Raw genomic sequence first — 19885 nt, 5'->3', positions numbered from 1 at the left:
TTATCGTTCCAGCCGCCTCTTAGACTGCGTAAACAAGATTTCCCGAGACGTATGTCGCGACGGCCCGCCCGCTGAAGCGCGCATCCTCGAACGGCGTATTCTTCGAGCGGGAGAGAAGCATGTCTTTAGCGACAAGCCAAGGCTCATCGAGATCGATGAGCGCAATATCAGCGGCCGCACCAGGCTTCAGCGTGCCGGCATTGAGGCCGAAGATCTGAGCGGGACGGGTCGACATGGCGTCGATCAGGCGCATCAGGCTCACCTGGCCGCCATGGTGAAGCCTGAGAGCCGCCGCCAGCATGGTTTCAAGACCGACCGCGCCGTCTGCCGCCTCGCCGAAGGGCAGGCGCTTGGTATCGACGTCCTGCGGATCGTGCGAGGAAACGATGATGTCGATCGCACCACTCGCGACGGCGTCGGCCATGGCCACCCGGTCGGCTTCCGGGCGCAGCGGCGGATAGAGCTTGAAGAAGGTGCGGTATTCGCCGATGTCGTTTTCGTTGAGCGCCAGATTGTTGATCGAGACGCCTGCGGTCACCTTGGCGCCGCGGCTGCGGGCGCGCTCGATGGCCTCGACCGATTCCGGCACGGAGATCATCGCGGCGTGATAGCGGCCGCGCGTCAGCTCCGCGATCCTGAGATCGCGTTCGAGCGGGATGAGTTCGGCTTCTTTCGGAATGCCCGAGAGCCCGAGCCAGCTGGCGAAAAGCCCCTCATGCATGACGCCATTGGCGCCGAGATATTTATCGCGCGTCTCACAGGAGATGACCGCGCCGAATTCGCGCGCATAGGTCATGATGCGGCGCAGCACCTGGGTGTTATGGACGCTGGAATGGGCATCGGTGAAGGCGACGGCGCCCGCCTGCATCAACAGGCCGATCTCGGTCATCTCCTCGCCGGCAAGCCCTTTGGTGATGGCAGCTGCCGGATAGACATTGACGGCGGCCGTGTCGCGGGCCGTCTTCTTGACGAATTCGACGAGGGCGATGTCGTCGATGACGGGATCCGTGTCCGGCATCATGATGATCGTCGTCACGCCGCCCGCCGCCGCCGCCCGGCTCGCCGAGGCGATCGTCTCGCGGTGCTCGCCGCCGGGTTCGCCGATATGGACGCGCGCGTCGACGAGGCCGGGCGTCGCAACGAGGCCCGCGCAGTCGCGGACGACGGCGCCTTCCGGCGCGCCCTGGTTCTGCGCTGCGCTGCCGGCGGCAAGAATGACGCCGTTTTCGGCGATGATCGTGCCCACCTCGTCGAGATTGCGCGAGGGATCGACGATGCGGACGTTCTTGAGGACGATCGGGTTGCTCATGCCATCATTCCATCGGTTCGGGGACCCTGGTTCTGCGAGACGAGCAGCGTCTCCATGACGGCCATGCGCACCGCAACCCCCATCTCCACCTGTTCGGCGATCACGCTCTGCGGACCGTCGGCCACCTCGGAGGCGATCTCGACGCCGCGGTTCATCGGGCCGGGATGCATGACCAGCGCATCCTCCTTCGCCGCTTTCAGCGTTTCGGCATCCAACCCGTAGAAGTGATAGTATTCGCGCACCGAAGGCACGAAGGCGCCGGACATGCGCTCGCGCTGCAGCCGCAGCATCATCACCACATCGGCGTCCTTCAATCCTTCTTTCATCGAGTGGAAGACCTCGACGCCCATATCCGCGATGCCGGCGGGCAGGAGGGTGGCGGGTGCGACGACACGGACGCGCGCGCCCATGGCGTTCAGCAGCAGGATATTGGAGCGCGCCACGCGCGAATGCAGCACGTCGCCGCAGATCGCTACGATGATGCGTGAAAGCTTGCCCTTGGCGCGGCGGATCGTCAGCGCGTCGAGCAGCGCCTGGGTCGGATGTTCGTGCTGTCCGTCACCGGCATTGACGACTGAGCAGGAGACCTTTTGGGCGAGAAGGGCGGCCGCTCCCGCGCTCGAATGGCGGATCACCAGCACATCGGGGCGCATCGCATTCAGCGTCATCGCCGTATCGATCAGCGTTTCGCCTTTCTTCACGGAGGAATTGCCGACCGACATGTTCATGACGTCGGCGCCGAGCCGTTTGCCGGCAAGCTCAAAGGAAGCCTGCGTGCGGGTCGATGCCTCGAAGAAGAGGTTGATCTGCGTCAGTCCGCGCAGCGTCGACGTCTTCTTCTCTCTCTGGCGGCTGATCTTGACGGCTTCGTCGGCCTTGTCGAGAAGATAGGTGATATCCTGCTCGGTGAGGCCCTTGATGCCGATGAGGTGGCGGTGGGGGAAAAAGACCATGACCCTGCCTCTTGCTGTCTCTGGCGGGTCTATAAAGAGTGCGGCCCGCCGGGGCAAGCATGCGCTGTGGGCAAAGGCTTATGTCCCCATGCATTTTCGCCTGAATTCCGATAGAGCAGGATGACGCGAATCATAACTTCCGGTTTCCTTTTGCCGGGCTCTTGCACTAGAAGCGAATAATGACCTCCGCCAACCGGACTGACGACAAACTCGCAGAACTCAACCAGCCGAGCCTGTGGTCCGGCATCAATGCCTATCGGTCCGATCCGCTGATCGTTGATCTGACGGCGGCTTTGCCGCGCGGCATCCGCGAAGACCTGGAAAATATCGGCCGCTACGTCACCTCGCCGGAGGCGCTGGAGCTGGCGCGCATGGCCAACCAGGGCGCGCCGCAGCTGCGAACCCATGGCCCACGCGGCGAGCGACTCGACGTGGTCGAATTCCATCCCGCCTGGCACGCGCTGATGCGCCGCTCGATGTCGGTCGGCCTGCATTCCTCCGTCTGGGACCCGCAGGCCGATACCGAAGCCAAGGATGAGGCGCACAAGGTTCGCGCCGCGCGCTTCTATCTGATGGCGCAGCTGGAATCCGGCCATCTCTGCCCGCTGACGATGACGAGCGCCTCCGTTGCCGCGCTTTCGGCGTCTCCCGCCGTACAGAAGGACTGGGCGCCGAAGATCCTCTCGCGCAAATATGATTCGTCGAACAAGCCGGCCATGCAGAAGTCTGCCGTCACCATCGGTATGGGCATGACGGAAAAGCAGGGCGGCACGGATGTCAGGGCCAACCGGAGCGCGGCCGAAAAGGTCAGCGAAGGCATATACCGGCTGTCCGGCCACAAGTGGTTCATGTCCGCTCCGATGAGCGATGCCTTCATCATGCTGGCGCAGACCAAGGAGGGCATGGGCTGCTTCCTGGTGCCGCGCCTTCTGGAGGATGGCTCCGCCAACGGCCTGCAGTTCCAGCGGCTGAAGGACAAGGTCGGCAACCGCTCCAATGCCTCTTCCGAGGTGGAGTTCTCAGATACTTTCGGCTTCCTGCTCGGCGGCCCGGATGCCGGCATCCGCACCATCCTCGACATGGTGACGTTGACGCGGCTCGACTGCGCGCTGGCCTCCTCAGGCATGATGCGCGCCTCGCTCGCCGAGGCCGTGCACCACACCCGTGGCCGCAGCGTCTTTGGCAAGATGCTCGTCAACCAGCCGATCATGACGCGCGTGCTCGCCGATATGGCGCTCGATGTCGCCGCCGCCACCGCGCTCTCCTTCCGCCTTGCCGATGCCTTCGACAAGGCGCGCGGCAATGCCGAGGACGCGGCCTATGCCCGCGTCATGACGCCGGTCGCCAAATACTGGTGCTGCAAGATCGCCCCCGCCCTGATCTACGAGGCGATGGAATGCATCGGCGGCAACGGTTACATCGAAGAGCGCCCGATCGCCCGCCATTACCGCGAGGCGCCGGTCAACGCCATCTGGGAAGGCTCCGGCAATGTCATGGCGCTGGATGTGCTGCGCGTACTCAACCGTGGCAAGGACCTGTTCGAGACGGTCTTTGCGGGGCTCGCCCGCGATCTCGGCCCAGCCGGCAAGAAGACGATCGACGTGCTGCGCGCCGCAATCGCCCTCTGCGAACAGGATGAGGGGGCCGCGCGCCTGCTCGTCGAGCAATTGGCGCTTGCCGCCGGCGCTGCCGAACTCTATCGGCTCGGGGCAGGGCGCATTGCCGATGCCTTCATCGAGACGCGCCTTGCCGGCGGCTGGCGTTCGACCTACGGCATGCTCGATTCCCGCTTCGACGCCAGCTACATCGTCGACCTGCTCTATCCGCCGGCCGCCTGATCGCCAGCGCGGATATCATTCTTCATTCCGTCGAGCCGGGTGATCTCGCGGCGCAATATCCTATTGCGCTCGCGATCGGCGACGCTATCCATCCCGCGCAGAATTAAAACTTAAATCGCACTGTCGAAGACGCTCATCGTCCGGGTCGGGCCGGATCGACGATCTCGCCATCGTTGCAAAACAAAAAACCGGCCGCGTTGCCGCAGCCGGTTCTCTCATTTACGTCCGAAAATCAGCTTTCAGAAGAAGCCGCGGCGCTGCCACCAGCCGGCTTTCTTCGGCTTGCCGTCGTCGCTTTCGCCATTTTCGCTGCGGGTCGATTTCACCATCGGCTCGGAGGAGGAGATGTTGGATTCGCGGTTGGCGCGAACCGGCTTTGCCTCTTCCTGAACCTGTGTTTCGAGATCGGCGGAGGCTTCGACCACCTCCGGCTCGGCTTCGACGGCCGGTGCCGTTTCAGCCACCACTTCCTCGACGGGGGCTGCGGCGGGTTTGCGGCGGCCGCGACCACGGGCGGGCTTCACATCCTCGGTGACGACGGCTGCACCTTCGACTGCGGCCGCTGCTGCCTGGTCTTCGCCGGCCTGTTCGGCAACGGTCTCGACGACTGCGGTTTCGGCAGGAGCGACGTCATTCGAGACATCGTCGCCTTCGTCCTCGCCGCCATTGCCTTCGCCGGCTTCATCGGCCGCCAGTTCGGAGCCGTCCTCGGCGCGATTGCGGCGACCGCCACGCTTGCCGCGGCGACGGCGCTTGCGGCGCTGTGATTCCTCGTTCTCGGCGCGGGCCTCCGGCGAGGCGGCGGCTTCATCGCCCTCGCTGCCTTCGTCTTCGCCGTCTTCATCCTCATCGCCGGCTTCGCCTGCCGCCAATGCCGGCTGCTCGGCATTGCCGTTGCGGCCGCGACGGCGCCTGCGGCGCTTGCGCTTGCGGTTGCCGTCACCTTCGCCTTCCGAGCGCGCCGTGGCGGGGCGTTCGGTTGCGGCGGCCTTTTCCTCGAGCTCTTCGTCTTCGTCCTCATCCGCCTCGATGACGATATCGTCGTCGTCATCCTCGGGAATGGCTGCAAAGTTGAAGAGGCTTTCGATCTTGACCGGATTTTCGACCGGCTCGCCGCGATCGATCGCGAAGTGCTGCGCACCGACCGAGCCATCGGCATCGATGATGATCGCGACGCCGAAGCGCGCTTCGTAATCGACGATCGTCTGACGCTTGTGGTTGAGCAGGTAGAGCGCGATGTCGGGCGTGGTGCGCACGGTGATGTTGTGCGTCGTGTTCTTGAGCAGATATTCCTCGATGCCGCGCAGCACATGCAGGGCGACGGAGGACTGCGAACGGACGTGGCCGGTGCCGCCGCAATGCGAGCAGACCTGGGTGGTCGATTCGAGAACGGAAGCGCGGATGCGCTGACGCGACATTTCGAGCAGGCCGAAATGCGAGATGCGGCCTACTTGAATGCGGGCGCGGTCGTTCTTCAGGCATTCCTTCAGCTTCTTCTCGACGGCGCGGTTGTTGCGCTTCTCTTCCATGTCGATGAAGTCGATGACGATCAGGCCGGCGAGGTCGCGGAGGCGAAGCTGGCGGGCGATTTCTTCCGCGGCTTCGAGGTTCGTCTGCAGCGCCGTATCCTCGATCGAATGTTCGCGCGTCGAGCGGCCGGAGTTGACGTCGATCGAAACCAGCGCTTCCGTCTGGTTCATGATCAGGTAACCGCCCGAACGCAACGTCACCTGCGGCTGCAGCATGCGGTCGAGCTGGGCCTCGATGCCGGAGCGCGAGAAGATCGGATGGATGTCGCGATAGGGCTGGACCACCTTGGCATGGCTCGGCATCAGCATTTTCATGAAGTCTTTCGCTTCACGATAGCCTTCTTCGCCGGCAACGATGATCTCGCCGATATCCTTGTTGTAGAGGTCGCGGATCGAACGCTTGATCAGCGAGCCTTCCTCATAGACCAGGCAGGGAGCGGTGGACGCCAGGGTCAGCGTGCGCACATTTTCCCAGAGGCGCATCAGATATTCGAAGTCACGCTTGACCTCGACCTTGGTGCGGTTGGCGCCGGCGGTGCGCAGGATGACACCCATGCCCTGCGGCACTTCGAGCATGCGCGCGATCTCTTTCAGGCGCTTGCGGTCCTGCGGATTGGTGATCTTGCGGGAAATGCCGCCGCCGCGCGCCGTGTTCGGCATCAGGACGGAATAGCGGCCGGCGAGCGAGAGATAGGTGGTCAGCGCCGCGCCCTTGTTGCCGCGCTCTTCCTTGGCGACCTGCACCAGCAGGATCTGGCGGCGCTTGATCACTTCCTGGATGCGGTACTGCTTGCGCGGCTTGCGCTGCACGCGGTCCGGCACTTCTTCCATCGCGTCTTCGGCGCCAACGGATTCGATGACTTCCTCTTCGCCGTGATCGTCATCATCGTCGTCATCATCGTGGCGACGCTTGCTGGTGTCGATATCTTCGGAGATCGTGTCGGTTTCCACCATCGCGGCCATCGTGCCGCCGGTCGAACCATCATCCTCGTTGTCGACATTTGCACCGCCTTCGGCTTCGACGTCCGTGGGAACGGCGTCCTCGGTCGCGGTCGTTTCGGCAACCTTCTTGCGGCTGCGGCGCGGCCTTGCCTTCTTGACCGGCGCTTCCTCGGCGGCTTCGGGCGATGCCGCCACCTCTGCCGCTGCGGCAACCTCTTCCGCCGCTGCCTCTTCCGTTACGGCAACCGGTTCAGGCGCCTCGGTAGGCACGATGCCGACATCCGGCTGCTCCTGGGTCGAAAGATCGACGATCGGCGCGGTTTCCACATGCTCGACATCTTCGTCGCGGCGATGCTCTTCCGCTTCGGCCCGAAGCAGCGCCTGACGGTCGGCGAGGGGGATCTGGTAATAATCGGGGTGGATTTCGGCGAAGGCCAGGAAACCATGACGGTTGCCGCCGTAATCGACGAAGGCGGCCTGCAGCGAGGGTTCGACCCTCGTTACCTTGGCGAGGTAGATATTGCCGCGGATCTGCTTCTTGTGCTGCGACTCGAAGTCAAATTCTTCTATGCGGTTCCCGCGAACGACAACGACGCGCGTCTCTTCCTCGTGAGACGCATCGATAAGCATTTTGTCTGCCATGTAAGCTGTGCTCCTCGGCGTGGCCGCGAGAGCGCATTCCCGACTGCTGTAGAAACAGAAAGAATGCGGTCCACCGTGGCCGCGCCGGATAATGAAAGTCGCGCCTGGCGCGAAGAGGAGAGCAGCAGCCAGACCGCAGCCGGAACCATTTCGGTCCGGGGCCTGTAGACTTCAGATAAAATCTGCTGCGAAACCATCAACAACCAAGCGTGATCGACAATACGAAGACCCGTTTCGGGTCCGATGAGGGTGCTCCCTGAGAGCGTGGTGGCTGATCCACCAATGAAGTTCCGACAAAAGCCGGAAAATCAGGATCCAGTTCTGGGTTGAAACGCATAAGACGGCGGACGATGACCGATGTGGCGCCAGGTCCTGATCTGGCTGGCAGCCTTGCGGCGACTCTATCCCGTCAACACTTCTACCCTAAAATGCGTTGTATGTTTTCTCTGTCACAATAGCAAGGGAAAAGCCAAATGTGCCATAATATTGATGGATTTCGTAACGCATAGGAATCGGGGATAAAGCGATTGCGATTCGGCGGGCGGCGGAAGGTGTTCGCTCTCGGGCGAGCGCTCCGGCCATGCCGGGTCCATCGCGATATAAATAGGGTGTGGCGGTTTATTGTTTAAGAGGGCTCGGATCGCGGCGAAATCCGCAGCGCGGCGATCGACATTCGCAAGGCGGGTTCTGACAGCGGTGCTTGTCGCCGGCTGTCTCCTGCCTGCCGTCGCGGGTTCCGCCGAGACCAGGGATCCGCTGCTCGCCTATGGCGCGCGCATCATCGGCGATGACGCAAGAACGCGTATCGTCATCGATTTCGACCGCGAACCGCGCTTCTCCGTCCATTACATCGCCAATCCGGAGCGCATCGTCGTCGATCTGCCGGCGACCGCTTTCGGGTTCCCGGCGAAGGATCTGGCCGCCCGTGGCCTCTTCAAAGACATCCGCTACGGCAAGATGGATGAGGAAAGCGCCCGCATCGTGCTGACGGCTGCAAAGCCGGTGAAGCTGGCGCTTGCCAAGGTGCAGGCCGACGAGGCCGGCAAGGGCCATCGGCTTGTGCTCGATGCCGAGATGATCGACAAGCAGGCCTTTGCCGAGCTGGTCAAGACGCAATCCTGGGATGACCGGGCAGAGGCGGCCCAGACGACGAGCGCCATTCCCGCGCCTGAGAAGGCCGCCCCCGGCGATTTCGTCATCGCCGTCGATGCCGGTCACGGCGGCATCGATACCGGCGCGATCGGCGTCGACACCAAGACCGAAGAAAAGCAGGTGACGCTGGCTTTCGCCAAGGCTTTGGCCGACCGGCTGAACAAGGAGCCGGGCATCAAGGCTTTCCTGACGCGCCAGGACGACGAATTCCTGTCGCTTTCGCAGCGTGTGCTGATCGCCCGCCAAAACCACGCCGGCCTGTTCATATCGTTGCACGCCGACACGCTGAAGCAGAAGGACATCCGCGGAGCGACCGTCTATACGATCTCGGACAAGGCCTCGGACAAGCTCGCCGCCGATCTTGCCGAGCGCGAAAACCTTTCCGACCAGATCGCCGGTAAGGAAACGGTCGCCGAACCGCCGGAGGTCGCCGATATCCTGCTCGACCTGACGCGGCGCGAGACGCAGGCCTTCTCGATCTCCATGGCCGAGAGCGTGCTGAATTCCTTCAAGGACCAGGTCGGCACCATCAACAATCCCCACCGACATGCCGGTTTCCGCGTGCTGCAGGCTCCCGACGTGCCGTCGATCCTGCTCGAGATCGGTTTCCTCTCGAATGCTGAGGATGAGAAGCTTCTGCTGGACGAGACCTGGCGCGGCAAGATCGCCGATCTCCTGACCGACGCGGTGAAGCGATACCGCACGGCCGTCGTGGCGAATGGCGGCTGACCTCGTCCAGGCATGAAGTGGTTCTGAGACGATAAGACGTTTAAAAACAAAGATTAAACTCAGTTGGCTGAATCAAATTCCGAGCAAACTGCGTTATCCCGGCGGCGAGGAGGGGCGTTGCTTGGATGTGACACTCCTGATGAAACGCTGATATAGCGGTGAATGCGGCGTCAGGAGCCCTATTTTGCTCACATTCGCGCCGTTACTCCGGCTTATGTTTCGTAGCCTGGGGCGCGGAATCGGCTTGTGGCGGTAGCGCTCATGGAGTAAGCCGCGCGCAACGTGTAAATTGCCTTGATCTGTGCAATCGTTGCGGCTGCGCCGATTGAAGATCGAAGAGACCGGTAGCTGAAAATATGGTTAGACTTCTTGGATATTTCTTCGGAATGGCCTGCGTCCTGTTTCTGGTCGCGGCGGCGGGTATTGCCATCTATCTCGCCAGCGTCGCGAAGGATCTCCCGGACTATGCCGTTCTGAACAGCTACGCACCGCCGGTCACGACCCGCGTCCACGCCGGCAACGGCGCACTGATGGCCGAATATGCCAAGGAAAAGCGCCTCTTCCTGCCGATCCAGGCCATTCCCGACCGTGTGAAGGCCGCTTTCCTCTCGGCCGAAGACAAGAATTTCTACAACCATCCGGGCGTCGACCTGACCGGTCTCGGCCGCGCAATTCTCGTCAACTTGCAGAATTTCGGTTCCGGCCGGCGCCCGGTCGGCGCCTCGACCATCACGCAGCAGGTGGCCAAGAACTTCCTTTTGAGCTCCGACCAGACGATCGACCGCAAGATCAAGGAAGCAATCCTGTCCTTCCGCATCGAGCAGGCCTACAGCAAGGACAAGATCCTCGAACTCTACCTGAACGAGATTTTCTTCGGCCTGAATTCCTACGGCATCGCGGGAGCCGCGCTCACATATTTCAACAAGTCGGTCACCGAGCTGACCGTTGCCGAGGCAGCCTATCTGGCGTCGCTGCCGAAGGGCCCGGCCAATTACCATCCGTTCCGCCATCCCGAGGCAGCGCTCGAGCGCCGCAACTGGGTGATCGACCGCATGGTCGAGAACGGCTATGTCAGCCAGAGCGACGGCGAGGAAGCCAAGAAGCAGCCGCTCGGCGTCACCGCTCGCAGCACCGGTCCCTCGCTCTTCGCTTCGGATTATTTCGCCGAAGCCGTGCGCCGCCAGCTGATCGATCAATATGGCGAGAAGGTCCTCTATGAGGGCGGCCTTTCCGTGCGCACCTCGCTCGATCCGCAGATGCAGCTTGCCGCCCGCAAGGCGCTGCAGGACGGTCTCGTGACCTATGACGAGCGCCGCGGTTTCCATGGGCCGGTCAAGCAGATCGACGCAGGCGGCGATTGGGGCAAGGCGCTTGCCGATATTCCCGCGCTGTCCGACGTGCCCGAATGGCGGCTCGCCGTCGTTCTCGCCGTGTCCGACGACAACGTCGATATCGGCCTGCAGCCGTCCAAGGACGGCAGCGGCAAGGTTGCGGCGGACCGTCAGCGCGGAACGATCGACGTCAAGAACATGCAGTGGGCCTTCCGTTCGGCGGACGGCTCCCGCAAGACCGCGAAATCGCCGGAGGGCGTCTTGAGCCCGGGCGACGTCGTCTATGTCGAGAAGCTCGGCGACGACGCGTCGACCTCCTATCGTCTGCGCCAGCCGCCGAAAGTGCAGGGCGGTCTCGTCGCCATGGACCCGAAGACCGGCCGCGTGCTCGCCATGGTCGGCGGCTTCTCCTATTCCCAGTCCGAATTCAACCGCGCCACCCAGGCGATGCGCCAGCCGGGCTCCTCCTTCAAACCCTTCGTCTACGCGGCGGCGATGGACAATGGTTATACGCCGGCCTCGGTCATCATGGACGCGCCGATCGAGATCGTTTCGGGCGGTCAGGTCTGGAGGCCGGAAAACTATGGCGGCGAAGTCGGCGGCCCGTCGACGCTGCGCTCGGGCATCGAGCATTCGCGCAACCTGATGACGGTGCGCCTCGCCAACGATCTCGGCATGAATATCGTCGCCGAATATGCCGAGCGCTTCGGCATCTACGATCACATGCTGCCGGTTCTCTCCATGTCGCTCGGCGCCGGCGATACGACGGTGCTGCGCATGGTCTCGGCCTATTCGGTCCTTGCCAATGGCGGCAAGCAGATCAAGCCGACACTGATCGACCGCATCCAGGATCGCTACGGCAAGACGATCTTCAAGCATGAGGAGCGTCTGTGCGAGGGCTGTAATGCCGGCGACTGGCAGAACCAGGAAGAGCCGAATGTGGTCGATAACCGTGAAACCGTCCTCGACCCGATGACCGCCTACCAGATCACATCGATGATGCAGGGCGTCATCCAGCGTGGCACCGCAGCCGGCAAGATCGACCTCGGCGGCCGCGACGTCGCCGGAAAGACCGGCACCACGAATGACGAGAAGGACGCCTGGTTCGTCGGCTTCACGCCGGATCTCGTCGCCGGCCTCTATATGGGCTTCGATACGCCGGCGCCTCTCGGGCGCGGCGGCACCGGCGGTGGTCTTTCCGCGCCGATCTTCAACGAGTTCATGCAGGCCGCGGTCAAGGACATGCCGGAATCCAAATTCGTGATCCCAGCGGGCATGAATCTCATCCCGATCGACCGCAAGACCGGCATGGCCGCCGTCGATGGCGATCCGAATACCATCATCGAGGCCTTCAAGCCCGGCACCGGCCCGGCCGACAGCTTCTCGGTCATCGGCATGGACAGCACGATGGCGCCGGAAGAGATCCTGAAGACCTCGCCGCAGGCCAATCAGGCCGTCCAGACCGGCACGCCAGGCCTCTTCTGAGGTTCGCCTGAATTTTGAACGCCCGCCGCGGCTCTTTACATCCGCGGCGGGCGTCTCTATGTCACCAGCACTTGATAAGACCGATACAGAGAAGCAGGAAAATGCGAGCTGAAATCGAAAACGTGGTCGATGAAACCAAGCAGGCTATCACCCTGCTGAGGAGGCATCTTTGACTGGGACCAGGCGATAAGACGACTGGACTGGTTGAACAACAAGGCGGAGGATCCGAACCTCTGGAACGACGCGGCCGAAGCCCAGAAGCTGATGCGCGAGCGCCAGCAGCTCGATGACGGCATCAATGGCGTCAGGCAGCTCGAACAGCAGCTGAACGACAATATCGAGCTGATCGAGCTCGGCGAGGAAGAGGGCGACGAAGGCATCGTCAAGGAGGCCGAGGATACGCTGAAGGCGTTGAAGGCCGAGGCCGCGCGCCGCCAGGTCGAAGCGATGCTCTCCGGCGAAGCCGATGGCAACGACACCTATCTCGAAGTCCATTCCGGCGCCGGCGGCACCGAAAGCCAGGACTGGGCGAACATGCTGCTGCGCATGTACACCCGCTGGGCCGAGCGCCAGCGTTTCAAGGTCGAGCTTCTGGAAGTCCACGACGGCGAAGAGGCGGGCATCAAGTCCGCAACCCTGCTCGTCAAGGGCCACAATGCCTATGGCTGGCTGAAAACGGAATCGGGCGTTCATCGCCTGGTGCGCATCTCGCCCTATGACAGCAATGCGCGTCGCCACACCTCGTTCTCGTCGATCTGGGTCTATCCCGTCGTCGACGACTCGATCAACATCGAGATCAACGAAAGCGACTGCCGTATCGACACCTATCGCTCGTCGGGCGCCGGCGGTCAGCACGTCAACACGACCGACTCGGCCGTGCGCATCACCCATATTCCGACGGGCATCGTCGTTGCCTGCCAGCAGGAACGCTCCCAGCACAAGAACCGCGCCAAGGCCTGGGAAATGCTGCGTGCTCGCATGTACGAAGCCGAGTTGAAGAAGCGGGAAGAGGCTGCCAATGCCGAAGCCGCCTCCAAGACGGATATCGGCTGGGGCCACCAGATCCGCTCCTACGTGCTGCAGCCCTATCAGCTGGTCAAGGACCTGCGTACCGGCGTTGCGAGCACCGCGCCTGACGACGTGCTCGATGGCGAGCTGAACGAGTTCATGGAAGCCGCTCTCGCTCACCGCATCAGCGGCGCCGCCGACGCGGTCGTCGACGATGTCGATTGACGGTTAGAGCAGGATCGAGACGAAAAAGCCCCGGAAACGGGGCTTTTCTTTTGGCTATGTGCTTATTCTGGCCTTCCGGAACAGCGCGGCTGACAGATCGGCGATCTCTTCGTGAACGGCTGCGCGCTCGATGCCTGGCGGATCGGTGAAGAGTTCCGCTGCAAAGGCAAAGCCAAGTCCCGTACCCTCCGGCAGGAAGACATAATGTCCAAGGCCGCCGTCGAAGATCTTAAGGGTGCTGCGGTCCAGCCGAGCATGCAGCCATGACGAACATTCTTCGGCCGGCGCCGCCCGGTCGGCATCGCCGACGAGGATGAGCGCCGGTGCCTCGACCGCTTTCAGGCTTTCCTCGCTGAAACCAAGAACGGATCGGCCCGGTGCGCAGAGGAGGGCCGCCTTGATCCTGTCGTCTCGGTAAGGCTTTGACATGCGCGACCAAGAATCGCGAAATACGTCGCTGCTGCGAAGCAGTGCCGGGATATGATCGGCAAGGTCGGGAAATTCCCGAGGCCCGCGCGGACCGCCCGGCTTCAGCCTAGCAGGCTCGAACTGCGAAAACCGGGCGACGGCGCCAAGAAGCAGCGTCACGCTATAGGCGCCGGCCGAAAATCCGGCGGCGAATACACGTGACATATCGATATGGCCGCGAAGGTCACCCAGCCATTCATCACAGCGGTCGAGCATATGGCTGAGATCCGGCGCCCGCTCCCAAAGACAGGCAAAGCCTTCGGCGCGGTAAGGCTCGCCGCCGGTGTTGCCGTGATGGTTGACGCCGAGCGCTGCAAATCCGCGATGGACAAGGCGCCGCGCCAGCCATTCCAGCCCGGCCGTGGAGCCGCCGGTGCCATGCGAGAGAAGAACCAGGGGATAGGGCCCGGCCGCCGGCCGAATGGGCGCATCGCGGGCGACCGCCACTTTTTTGAACCAGCTTCTTTCCGGGAAATCGCTTTCCTGTGCCTCATCGGCAGCGGGATACCATAGCGACCAGCTGATGGGCCTGGGGCCGTCCGCGTCCCAGTTCGGCCGTTTCTCGTCGTAGAGGACGCCGTCGCGAAAGCCCAGTTTCATCTCTTGGATGCCTCTGAAGCACGGTTCAATTCGTCGCCTTCTCCACGGTGATGTCACCGAATTCGTCGATCAGCACGGTCCAGCCGTTCGGCTCTGCCGCCGGGTCGGTCTTGAGATAGACGGTGGCGAAGAGCCCCGGCTGCTTGATGATGCCGGTCGAATTCTCGGGGCGTATATCGGTCACGTAAGGCTTCAGATCGCTGAACTCCTGCAGCTCGATGGTCGAGACGATCGCCGGGCCGGCCTCGGCCTGGGCAATCTGCTGCAGATAGATCTTCGAAGTTCTGTCCGGCTGGCGCACGGCAAAGAGTTTGTAATAGCCGTGGCGCTGTGCGCCCTTTTCGCCGGTCTTCGCGGTGGTCTCGGCGCCGGCAGGCGCCCGCTCGACCGTTGGCGAATTGCCGTCGTCCTCCCAGTAGCCGGTGCTGGTCGCAAAAATCACCGAGGCCGGCAGAATGTCATCCTGTGCCTGAACGGCTGCGGCCGACCATCCGACCAGCAAAACTGTCGTTATCAACATCCGTCGCATTGTTATCGTCTCAATCCTTGAACTGCTCGGCGAGAATACGGTCTGACCATGAGCGGTCGGGATCGGAAAGGATGCGCGCCGTCATATGTTCGGACTGGGCGATGCGGACATGCAGCACCGATTTGACCTCGGTATTGTCGGCCACCGCATTCACCGGGCGCTTTATCGGCTCGAGAACGTCGATATCGACGGTCACCTTATTCGGGAGCAGCGCCCCCCTCCAGCGCCGCGGCCTGAAGGCGCTGACCGGGGTCATGGCGAGCAGCGGTGCTTCGAGCGGCAGGATCGGACCATGGGCGGAAAGATTATAGGCCGTTGACCCGGCCGGAGTCGCTACCATCAAACCATCGCAGATCAGCTCTTCCAGGCGCACATGCCCGTCTATCACGACCCTCAGATTGGCGGCCTGATAGGATTGGCGGAAAAGATAGACTTCGTTGATGGCGAGCGCCGTCGTGTTGGTACCGTCCGCATTGGCCGTCGTCATTTTCAATGGCCGGAAGGCGTTTTCGACGGCGGTGCAGATGCGCTCCTGAAGCCGGTCGGTGCGATAATCGTTCATCAGGAACCCGACCGAGCCACGGTTCATGCCATAGACCAGCTTGCCGGAGTTCATGGTGCTGTGCAGCGTCTGCAGCATGAAGCCGTCGCCGCCGAGCGCCACGATGACGTCGGCTTCCTCCGCCGGCACGTCGCCATAGATGCGAATCAGCTCTTCGCGCGCGGCGAGCGCCTCCATCGTCGGTGAGGCTATGAAAGAAAGCGTCTGAAATGACCGGCCCATGCAATGCCCTTTGTGAAGCTGCTCTAGCTAAAGGATAAAGGGCGGGCGCGACAAGGACGTTTTGCATCGTAATGCGTTTTGGATCGAGGCCGATCGCTGCCCGAAAGAGCGGATTTTCCTTTACAGAATGACAGAATCTGTTAGTTGGGCAGCTATTGCCCTTGTAGCTCAGTTGGTAGAGCACCTGATTTGTAATCAGGGGGTCGCGGGTTCGAACCCTGCCGGGGGCACCATCCTTTTCTGTACTATCGCCTGGTAACCGTGATGAACGTCGCCTGAAGGACCACTTCAGCGGCAATTCAGCCGTGGCAGTGCATCTTCGCCTCATCATCAATGAGGAAACAGCCATGAAGATCGCGCATATCATTCTCACCGCTGCCATTTCCGCCGGCGCGGCTTTCGCCATCATCGCGCCTCCCGCAAACGCCATGCCCGCCAATCGGCCGGCAGTGTCTGCGCAGACCGGCATCGTCCAGGTTCACGACAGCTGGCGGGATGACCGGGACTGGCGGGACGACCGGGACTGGCGCGATGGTCGCGATTGGCGCCGGTCCGAGTGGCGCTATCAGCGCCGTCATTGGCGGCCATGGCGCGCCGAGCGCTGGGAAGAGCGCGAGTGGCGTCATCGCCATCGCGAAATGCCCAGGCTCTATCGCAGCTGAGCATCACGATACCGGACGTTCTCGGTTCAATGGGTGACGGGTTCGTTGACGCTCGCTTCGATCCTGTCGCCATTGCCGGTCTGGCCGGCGCCGGAAGGCGACATCATGCCGATACTCAGCACGGAAGCGACCATGAAGGCGACGACGGCGATCATTATGCGCATAGGCGTTCAATCCTCGTTCGGTTCCGGGATTAACGCATGATTGTCATCCGCGTTCCTGCGGATGCTATTGCACCGTTCCCGGTGTCGCGGGGCCGGGCGCCGTCGGCGACAGGGGATCGGGCTGGTGGACCGGGTGTGTTGTGTCCACCCAGATGATACTCAGAATGATCCCGACGAAGACCGCGATGAAGAGGACACCGAAAATCAGTGGTCGAATGGCCATGGGGCGGATGTTCCTCCTTGCCTCTGGTCGGTTGCTGTAATCGGTCATCGCCCGATCATAATGCGCCGGAGCATCTTTCCAAGGCAAAAATGGAGATCCTTGGTATCGAACGGCCGCCCTCCGGTCATTGACGGCTTCCGCTTTCCATCTGTCCAGGCAGATCGAAACATGGCAGAGATACCGGAAATAAGGGGAAGCGGGAGCTGTGATGAGGCGGGCGGTCAGGATATCGGTCATCGTTGCGGCAATTATTTCCTTTGCCGGGGCCTCGGAAAATGCGGCGGCTTTTGACGAGCCGGTGAAGGTCGACGTCGTGGCGCTGCCCCGGGATGAGCTCAATCCCGATGCGAAACCGAAGATCAGCTGCAGCCGCTATCCGGGCTTTATGGTCAAGGAGGTCGATCTCGGCGAGGTCGGTGCGGAAAAGCTCGCGCTGCTGGCTGCCGATGCGCCTTGCGAGCGCACCGACGAGCGCGAACGGGTGATCGAGGATGACACTGCCGGCTATCTCATGGGCGCCAGCGGCGATTTCGTCTTCTTCCGTGCAGCGGATGGATGGAACGGCGGATTGCCGTTCGTCATCTACGATGCGGCAACGGGTGAACGGCTGCTCAACGATTCGCTGGATGGCGACAATTTTACCGCAATCAGAAGCGGGAAGGGAAAGCTGACTCTCGATTTTCGCCGCGTTTACACGGCGTCCTGCTCACTCTATCTGGAGGGCGCTGCCTGCGCCAAGGCAATTGCAGCCGAGACCGGACTGACGCCGAAGCAATTGCCGGATTGTTCCGCCGCTTACAAGGCGGAAATGAAGCGCAGCCCCGATCACGCCAGCGAGATCGGAAAACTGCCGAGCGTGATCGTCTATCCCGTTGAAGTCGGCTACGCCGCGGGCGAGACGACGCGCCGGCCGATGGATGGGCCGACCACCTGCGGGACGCCCGACTAAACGAGGATCAGCGACGTACGAGCGAAAGCGGCTTGCCGCCTTCCTGCTTCGATTTGTCGAAATTGCCGTCGGCGCGCATATCGAATCCCAGTGAAGAACCGTCGAGGCCCATCAGTGTCAGGCCGAACCCGTCGATACGCCATACCGCGAGCTTGAGCTTGGCGACATTGGCGGCGCAGTCACCGGAAAGTGACAATGGCGCATTGCCATCCGTGCCGACATTGCCGTCGAGCGTCACGCCGCAGAGCCTTTCGCCATCCGGCCGCTGCATCGTCCAAGCTCCCGCAAGGCTTGCGACGGTCGGCAGGTGGTCGACGCCGTCGGGTGCTGCGATCAGCAGCAGCGGCTTGCCGTCTTCCGTCTTCATGGGCGAGCCCTCGTTTTCGACGAAGCGGGCGAGCACCTTGCGCATGGGATCGATGAGGATGAGGCCGCCATTGCCGTCGAAATTCCATGCAGCGGCTTCGGCGAATGCCGACAGCTGCTTGGCGCAGGCTTCCTGACCGGAAAGCGAGTAGCCGCCGATCGCCATATCGGTTTCGAGCGTCATGCGGCATCCGGCGCCGCCGTCAGCGGGAGCGATGAGATAGGTTCCTGCCTGCGCTTTGAGAATATCTGGATCGATATCCTGTCCGTGGGCCATGCCGCAGAAAAGCAGCGCCGCTGGCGGAGCCGCGAGCCGAAGGATGAAACGGATCATGACAGTTCCCCTTTGTCGCGGCCCGCCTGCGGACCGGCCTATGCCTTCAGGTAGAGCCGCGCCGCATAAAGCGCGATCGCCGCCGCATTCGAGACGTTCAGCGATTTGATGGCGCCGGGCATGTCGAGGCGGGCAAGCGCGCCGACGGTCTCGCGCGTCTTCTGCCGCAGTCCCTTGCCCTCTGAGCCGAGCACCAGCGCCACCTTCTCGCCGGAGAAGGTGCCTTCGAGCGGCGCCGGTCCTTCCGAATCGAGGCCGATGGTGGAGAAGCCGAGCTTGTGCAATTCACCGAGCGCATCGGCGAGATTGGTGATCTGTATATAAGGTATCAGTTCCAGCGCGCCGGAGGCGGATTTGGCGAGCACGCCGGACTCGGTCGGGCTATGTCTCTGGGTAGTGATGACCGCGCCGGCATTGAAGGCGACGGCCGAGCGCATGATCGCGCCGACATTGTGCGGATCGGTGACCTGGTCGAGGACGAGCAGGAGAGGACTGTCCTTCAGCGCTTCCAGCCGGCGCACCGGAAGCGGCCGTGTTTCCAGCATCACGCCCTGATGGATCGCGTCGGGGCCGAGGACCTTGTCGATCTCCTGCGGCGAGACGACCTCGACGGGAATGCCGAGCGCCTCGACATCGATTTCGAGCCGGGCAAGCGCATTCTGCGTCGTAAACAGCTTGATCTTCTTGCGCTCGGGATTGTCGAGCGCCGCGCGCACCGTATGCAGGCCATAGAGATGAACCTGATCGGGGGCGAGGGCCGGCGGCTTCCAGTCTTCAGCTCCGCGCTTGCGCTTTTGTGGCTGCGGCGTCGGGATCTCGCCGCGCTCACGCTTGGCGTCGCGGTGGGCTCGCCGAAGATTGGCGTAGTGCGTATCCTTGGCGGATGGGTCTGTGACGGTCTTGCCGCCAAATTTCTTGTCTTTGCTCATGCGGCTTTATAGCCAGGGCGCTGGCCGTCGCATAGGCTTTCTTTCATGTGCGGGCTTTCGGCGGCGAATGAAATTTTTCGTGTTTTTTCTATTGTCATCGTGTTGACAGACTGAAATGGTCCGGTCATATACGCGGCGCAGACGACGGCGGCAACGCTTCGAAGTCTGACGAACTTGGTCTTCAAGATCCGGACGAAAACTGGAGAGATGCCCGAGTGGTTAAAGGGGACGGACTGTAAATCCGTTGGCTCAGCCTACGTTGGTTCAAATCCAACTCTCTCCACCATTCGTCATCGGATCTGACCATCCCGCGGGTATAGCTCAATGGTAGAGCAGCAGCCTTCCAAGCTGAATACGCGGGTTCGATTCCCGCTACCCGCTCCAGCTTCCCTTTAAACCGGTCTAGACGATTGCCGCTGCGATCTGCGCAGATATTTTTAGCCTGGCGCTGAAGAGGCCGGGAAGGGCTGTCGCCTGCCTGCCGAAAACGCGCGATCCATTCATTTTTCTTCGGGATTTCAGCGATTTTCGAGGAGGCTTCGGCGAATCGCCTTGCAGGCGGCGAATTGTCTCCCATATGCGCTGTCACGCCAAGAATGGCGTCTGCAATTAAGTCTTGCGCAATTTCGCCGAAAGCCTTAAACGGCGGCACTAAACCGGTTCGCCGGGGCCACCATTTCGTTCACAGGAAGCATTCAAATGGCAAAGAGTAAGTTTGAGCGCAACAAGCCGCA

Annotated in this window: 16 protein-coding genes and 3 tRNA genes; 9 read left to right on the top strand and 10 right to left on the bottom strand. The window is 62.2% G+C overall.

Annotated features, from left to right (window positions below):
- Window positions 1-19: 19 nt before the first annotated feature.
- Window positions 20-1309: a dihydroorotase gene (locus tag CO670_RS06560; RefSeq protein WP_097589520.1), complete on the bottom strand. Its 1290-nt coding sequence runs from the start codon at window positions 1307-1309 to the stop codon at window positions 20-22.
- Complete coding sequence (locus CO670_RS06555; protein ID WP_088685472.1) at window positions 1306-2262, bottom strand: aspartate carbamoyltransferase catalytic subunit; 957 nt, start codon at window positions 2260-2262, stop codon at window positions 1306-1308. Before CO670_RS06555 ends, CO670_RS06560 begins: the two co-directional genes overlap by 4 nt.
- Before the next feature lie 179 nt (window positions 2263-2441).
- Here CO670_RS06555 and CO670_RS06550 point away from each other — a divergent pair, with 179 nt between their 5' ends.
- On the top strand, window positions 2442-4100 hold the full coding sequence (locus tag CO670_RS06550; RefSeq protein WP_097589519.1) for an acyl-CoA dehydrogenase family protein: 1659 nt from the start codon (window positions 2442-2444) through the stop codon (window positions 4098-4100).
- A gap of 239 nt (window positions 4101-4339) precedes the next feature.
- On the opposite strand, the gene CO670_RS06545 is transcribed toward CO670_RS06550, so the two are convergent.
- Entirely contained in the window at window positions 4340-7213 is a 2874-nt protein-coding gene (locus tag CO670_RS06545) for a ribonuclease E/G (RefSeq protein ID WP_097589518.1), read from the bottom strand.
- 621 nt (window positions 7214-7834) lie between these two features.
- Here CO670_RS06545 and CO670_RS06540 point away from each other — a divergent pair.
- The 3 genes from CO670_RS06540 to prfB all read left to right on the top strand — a co-directional run bounded on the left by CO670_RS06540 (window position 7835) and on the right by prfB (window position 13143).
- A complete protein-coding gene (locus tag CO670_RS06540; RefSeq protein ID WP_097589517.1) occupies window positions 7835-9094 on the top strand; it encodes an N-acetylmuramoyl-L-alanine amidase in 1260 nt (419 codons plus the stop codon).
- A 356-nt stretch (window positions 9095-9450) separates the two neighbouring features.
- Window positions 9451-11910 (top strand): penicillin-binding protein 1A, encoded by a 2460-nt coding sequence (locus CO670_RS06535; RefSeq protein ID WP_097589516.1) that lies wholly within the window; start codon window positions 9451-9453, stop codon window positions 11908-11910.
- Between the two features lie 101 nt (window positions 11911-12011).
- A protein-coding gene (gene prfB, locus CO670_RS06530) for a peptide chain release factor 2 (protein ID WP_176538882.1) occupies window positions 12012-13143 on the top strand; the annotation gives its coding sequence in 2 pieces (ribosomal slippage) (window positions 12012-12080 and window positions 12082-13143; 1131 coding nt in all).
- A gap of 54 nt (window positions 13144-13197) precedes the next feature.
- On the opposite strand, the gene CO670_RS06525 is transcribed toward prfB, so the two are convergent.
- Genes CO670_RS06525 through CO670_RS06515 form a run of 3 tightly spaced genes read right to left on the bottom strand, consistent with a single transcriptional unit; the run spans window position 13198 to window position 15524 of the window.
- A complete protein-coding gene (locus tag CO670_RS06525) occupies window positions 13198-14211 on the bottom strand; it encodes a dienelactone hydrolase (protein WP_097589514.1) in 1014 nt (337 codons plus the stop codon).
- A gap of 25 nt (window positions 14212-14236) precedes the next feature.
- Complete coding sequence (locus tag CO670_RS06520; RefSeq protein WP_097589513.1) at window positions 14237-14746, bottom strand: hypothetical protein; 510 nt, start codon at window positions 14744-14746, stop codon at window positions 14237-14239.
- Window positions 14747-14750: 4 nt separating this feature from the next.
- Complete coding sequence (locus CO670_RS06515) at window positions 14751-15524, bottom strand: NAD kinase (RefSeq protein ID WP_097589512.1); 774 nt, start codon at window positions 15522-15524, stop codon at window positions 14751-14753.
- Window positions 15525-15681: 157 nt separating this feature from the next.
- Between CO670_RS06515 and CO670_RS06510 the strand changes: the two genes are divergently transcribed.
- Together CO670_RS06510 and CO670_RS06505 are read left to right on the top strand one after the other, a co-directional pair.
- Window positions 15682-15757 (top strand) — tRNA-Thr (locus CO670_RS06510).
- A 114-nt stretch (window positions 15758-15871) separates the two neighbouring features.
- Window positions 15872-16186, top strand: coding sequence for a hypothetical protein (locus CO670_RS06505; protein ID WP_097589718.1), 315 nt, complete (start codon window positions 15872-15874; stop codon window positions 16184-16186).
- 26 nt (window positions 16187-16212) lie between these two features.
- Here CO670_RS06505 and CO670_RS32885 read toward each other — a convergent pair whose 3' ends face one another.
- Complete coding sequence (locus tag CO670_RS32885) at window positions 16213-16350, bottom strand: hypothetical protein (RefSeq protein ID WP_176538881.1); 138 nt, start codon at window positions 16348-16350, stop codon at window positions 16213-16215.
- A gap of 64 nt (window positions 16351-16414) precedes the next feature.
- Complete coding sequence (locus CO670_RS32470; RefSeq protein ID WP_141502241.1) at window positions 16415-16810, bottom strand: hypothetical protein; 396 nt, start codon at window positions 16808-16810, stop codon at window positions 16415-16417.
- Here CO670_RS32470 and CO670_RS06495 point away from each other — a divergent pair.
- Entirely contained in the window at window positions 16782-17522 is a 741-nt protein-coding gene (locus tag CO670_RS06495) for a hypothetical protein (RefSeq protein WP_097589510.1), read from the top strand. The two genes, CO670_RS32470 and CO670_RS06495, sit on opposite strands and share 29 nt — an antisense overlap.
- 7 nt (window positions 17523-17529) lie before the next feature.
- Here CO670_RS06495 and CO670_RS06490 read toward each other — a convergent pair whose 3' ends face one another.
- Both CO670_RS06490 and rlmB read right to left on the bottom strand, forming a co-directional pair.
- On the bottom strand, window positions 17530-18222 hold the full coding sequence (locus tag CO670_RS06490; RefSeq protein WP_097589509.1) for an AprI/Inh family metalloprotease inhibitor: 693 nt from the start codon (window positions 18220-18222) through the stop codon (window positions 17530-17532).
- A gap of 38 nt (window positions 18223-18260) precedes the next feature.
- Window positions 18261-19151: a 23S rRNA (guanosine(2251)-2'-O)-methyltransferase RlmB gene (gene rlmB, locus CO670_RS06485; RefSeq protein WP_097589508.1), complete on the bottom strand. Its 891-nt coding sequence runs from the start codon at window positions 19149-19151 to the stop codon at window positions 18261-18263.
- Window positions 19152-19352: 201 nt separating this feature from the next.
- Here rlmB and CO670_RS06480 point away from each other — a divergent pair.
- Together CO670_RS06480 and CO670_RS06475 are read left to right on the top strand one after the other, a co-directional pair.
- Window positions 19353-19437 (top strand) — tRNA-Tyr (locus CO670_RS06480).
- 24 nt (window positions 19438-19461) lie between these two features.
- Window positions 19462-19535: transfer RNA gene (locus CO670_RS06475), tRNA-Gly, on the top strand.
- Window positions 19536-19885 lie beyond the last annotated feature (350 nt).

The organism is Rhizobium sp. J15 (assembly GCF_002531825.1).
Classification (GTDB): Bacteria; Pseudomonadota; Alphaproteobacteria; order Rhizobiales; family Rhizobiaceae; genus Rhizobium.
This window is presented reverse-complemented; position numbering and strand designations above follow the sequence as displayed.

Excerpts from the sequence above, each read along its gene's own strand:
- CO670_RS06560 (WP_097589520.1), bottom strand. The coding sequence starts at position 1,309 with ATGAGCAACCCGATCGTCCTCAAGAACGTCCGCATCGTCGATCCCTCG.
- CO670_RS06555 (WP_088685472.1), bottom strand. The coding sequence starts at position 2,262 with ATGGTCTTTTTCCCCCACCGCCACCTCATCGGCATCAAGGGCCTCACC.
- CO670_RS06550 (WP_097589519.1), top strand. The coding sequence starts at position 2,442 with ATGACCTCCGCCAACCGGACTGACGACAAACTCGCAGAACTCAACCAG.
- CO670_RS06545 (WP_097589518.1), bottom strand. The coding sequence starts at position 7,213 with ATGGCAGACAAAATGCTTATCGATGCGTCTCACGAGGAAGAGACGCGC.
- CO670_RS06535 (WP_097589516.1), top strand. The coding sequence starts at position 9,451 with ATGGTTAGACTTCTTGGATATTTCTTCGGAATGGCCTGCGTCCTGTTT.
- CO670_RS06525 (WP_097589514.1), bottom strand. The coding sequence starts at position 14,211 with ATGAAACTGGGCTTTCGCGACGGCGTCCTCTACGACGAGAAACGGCCG.
- CO670_RS06515 (WP_097589512.1), bottom strand. The coding sequence starts at position 15,524 with ATGGGCCGGTCATTTCAGACGCTTTCTTTCATAGCCTCACCGACGATG.
- CO670_RS06505 (WP_097589718.1), top strand. The coding sequence starts at position 15,872 with ATGAAGATCGCGCATATCATTCTCACCGCTGCCATTTCCGCCGGCGCG.
- CO670_RS32885 (WP_176538881.1), bottom strand. The coding sequence starts at position 16,350 with ATGCGCATAATGATCGCCGTCGTCGCCTTCATGGTCGCTTCCGTGCTG.
- CO670_RS06495 (WP_097589510.1), top strand. The coding sequence starts at position 16,782 with ATGAGGCGGGCGGTCAGGATATCGGTCATCGTTGCGGCAATTATTTCC.
- CO670_RS32470 (WP_141502241.1), bottom strand. The coding sequence starts at position 16,810 with ATGACCGATATCCTGACCGCCCGCCTCATCACAGCTCCCGCTTCCCCT.
- CO670_RS06490 (WP_097589509.1), bottom strand. The coding sequence starts at position 18,222 with ATGATCCGTTTCATCCTTCGGCTCGCGGCTCCGCCAGCGGCGCTGCTT.
- rlmB (WP_097589508.1), bottom strand. The coding sequence starts at position 19,151 with ATGAGCAAAGACAAGAAATTTGGCGGCAAGACCGTCACAGACCCATCC.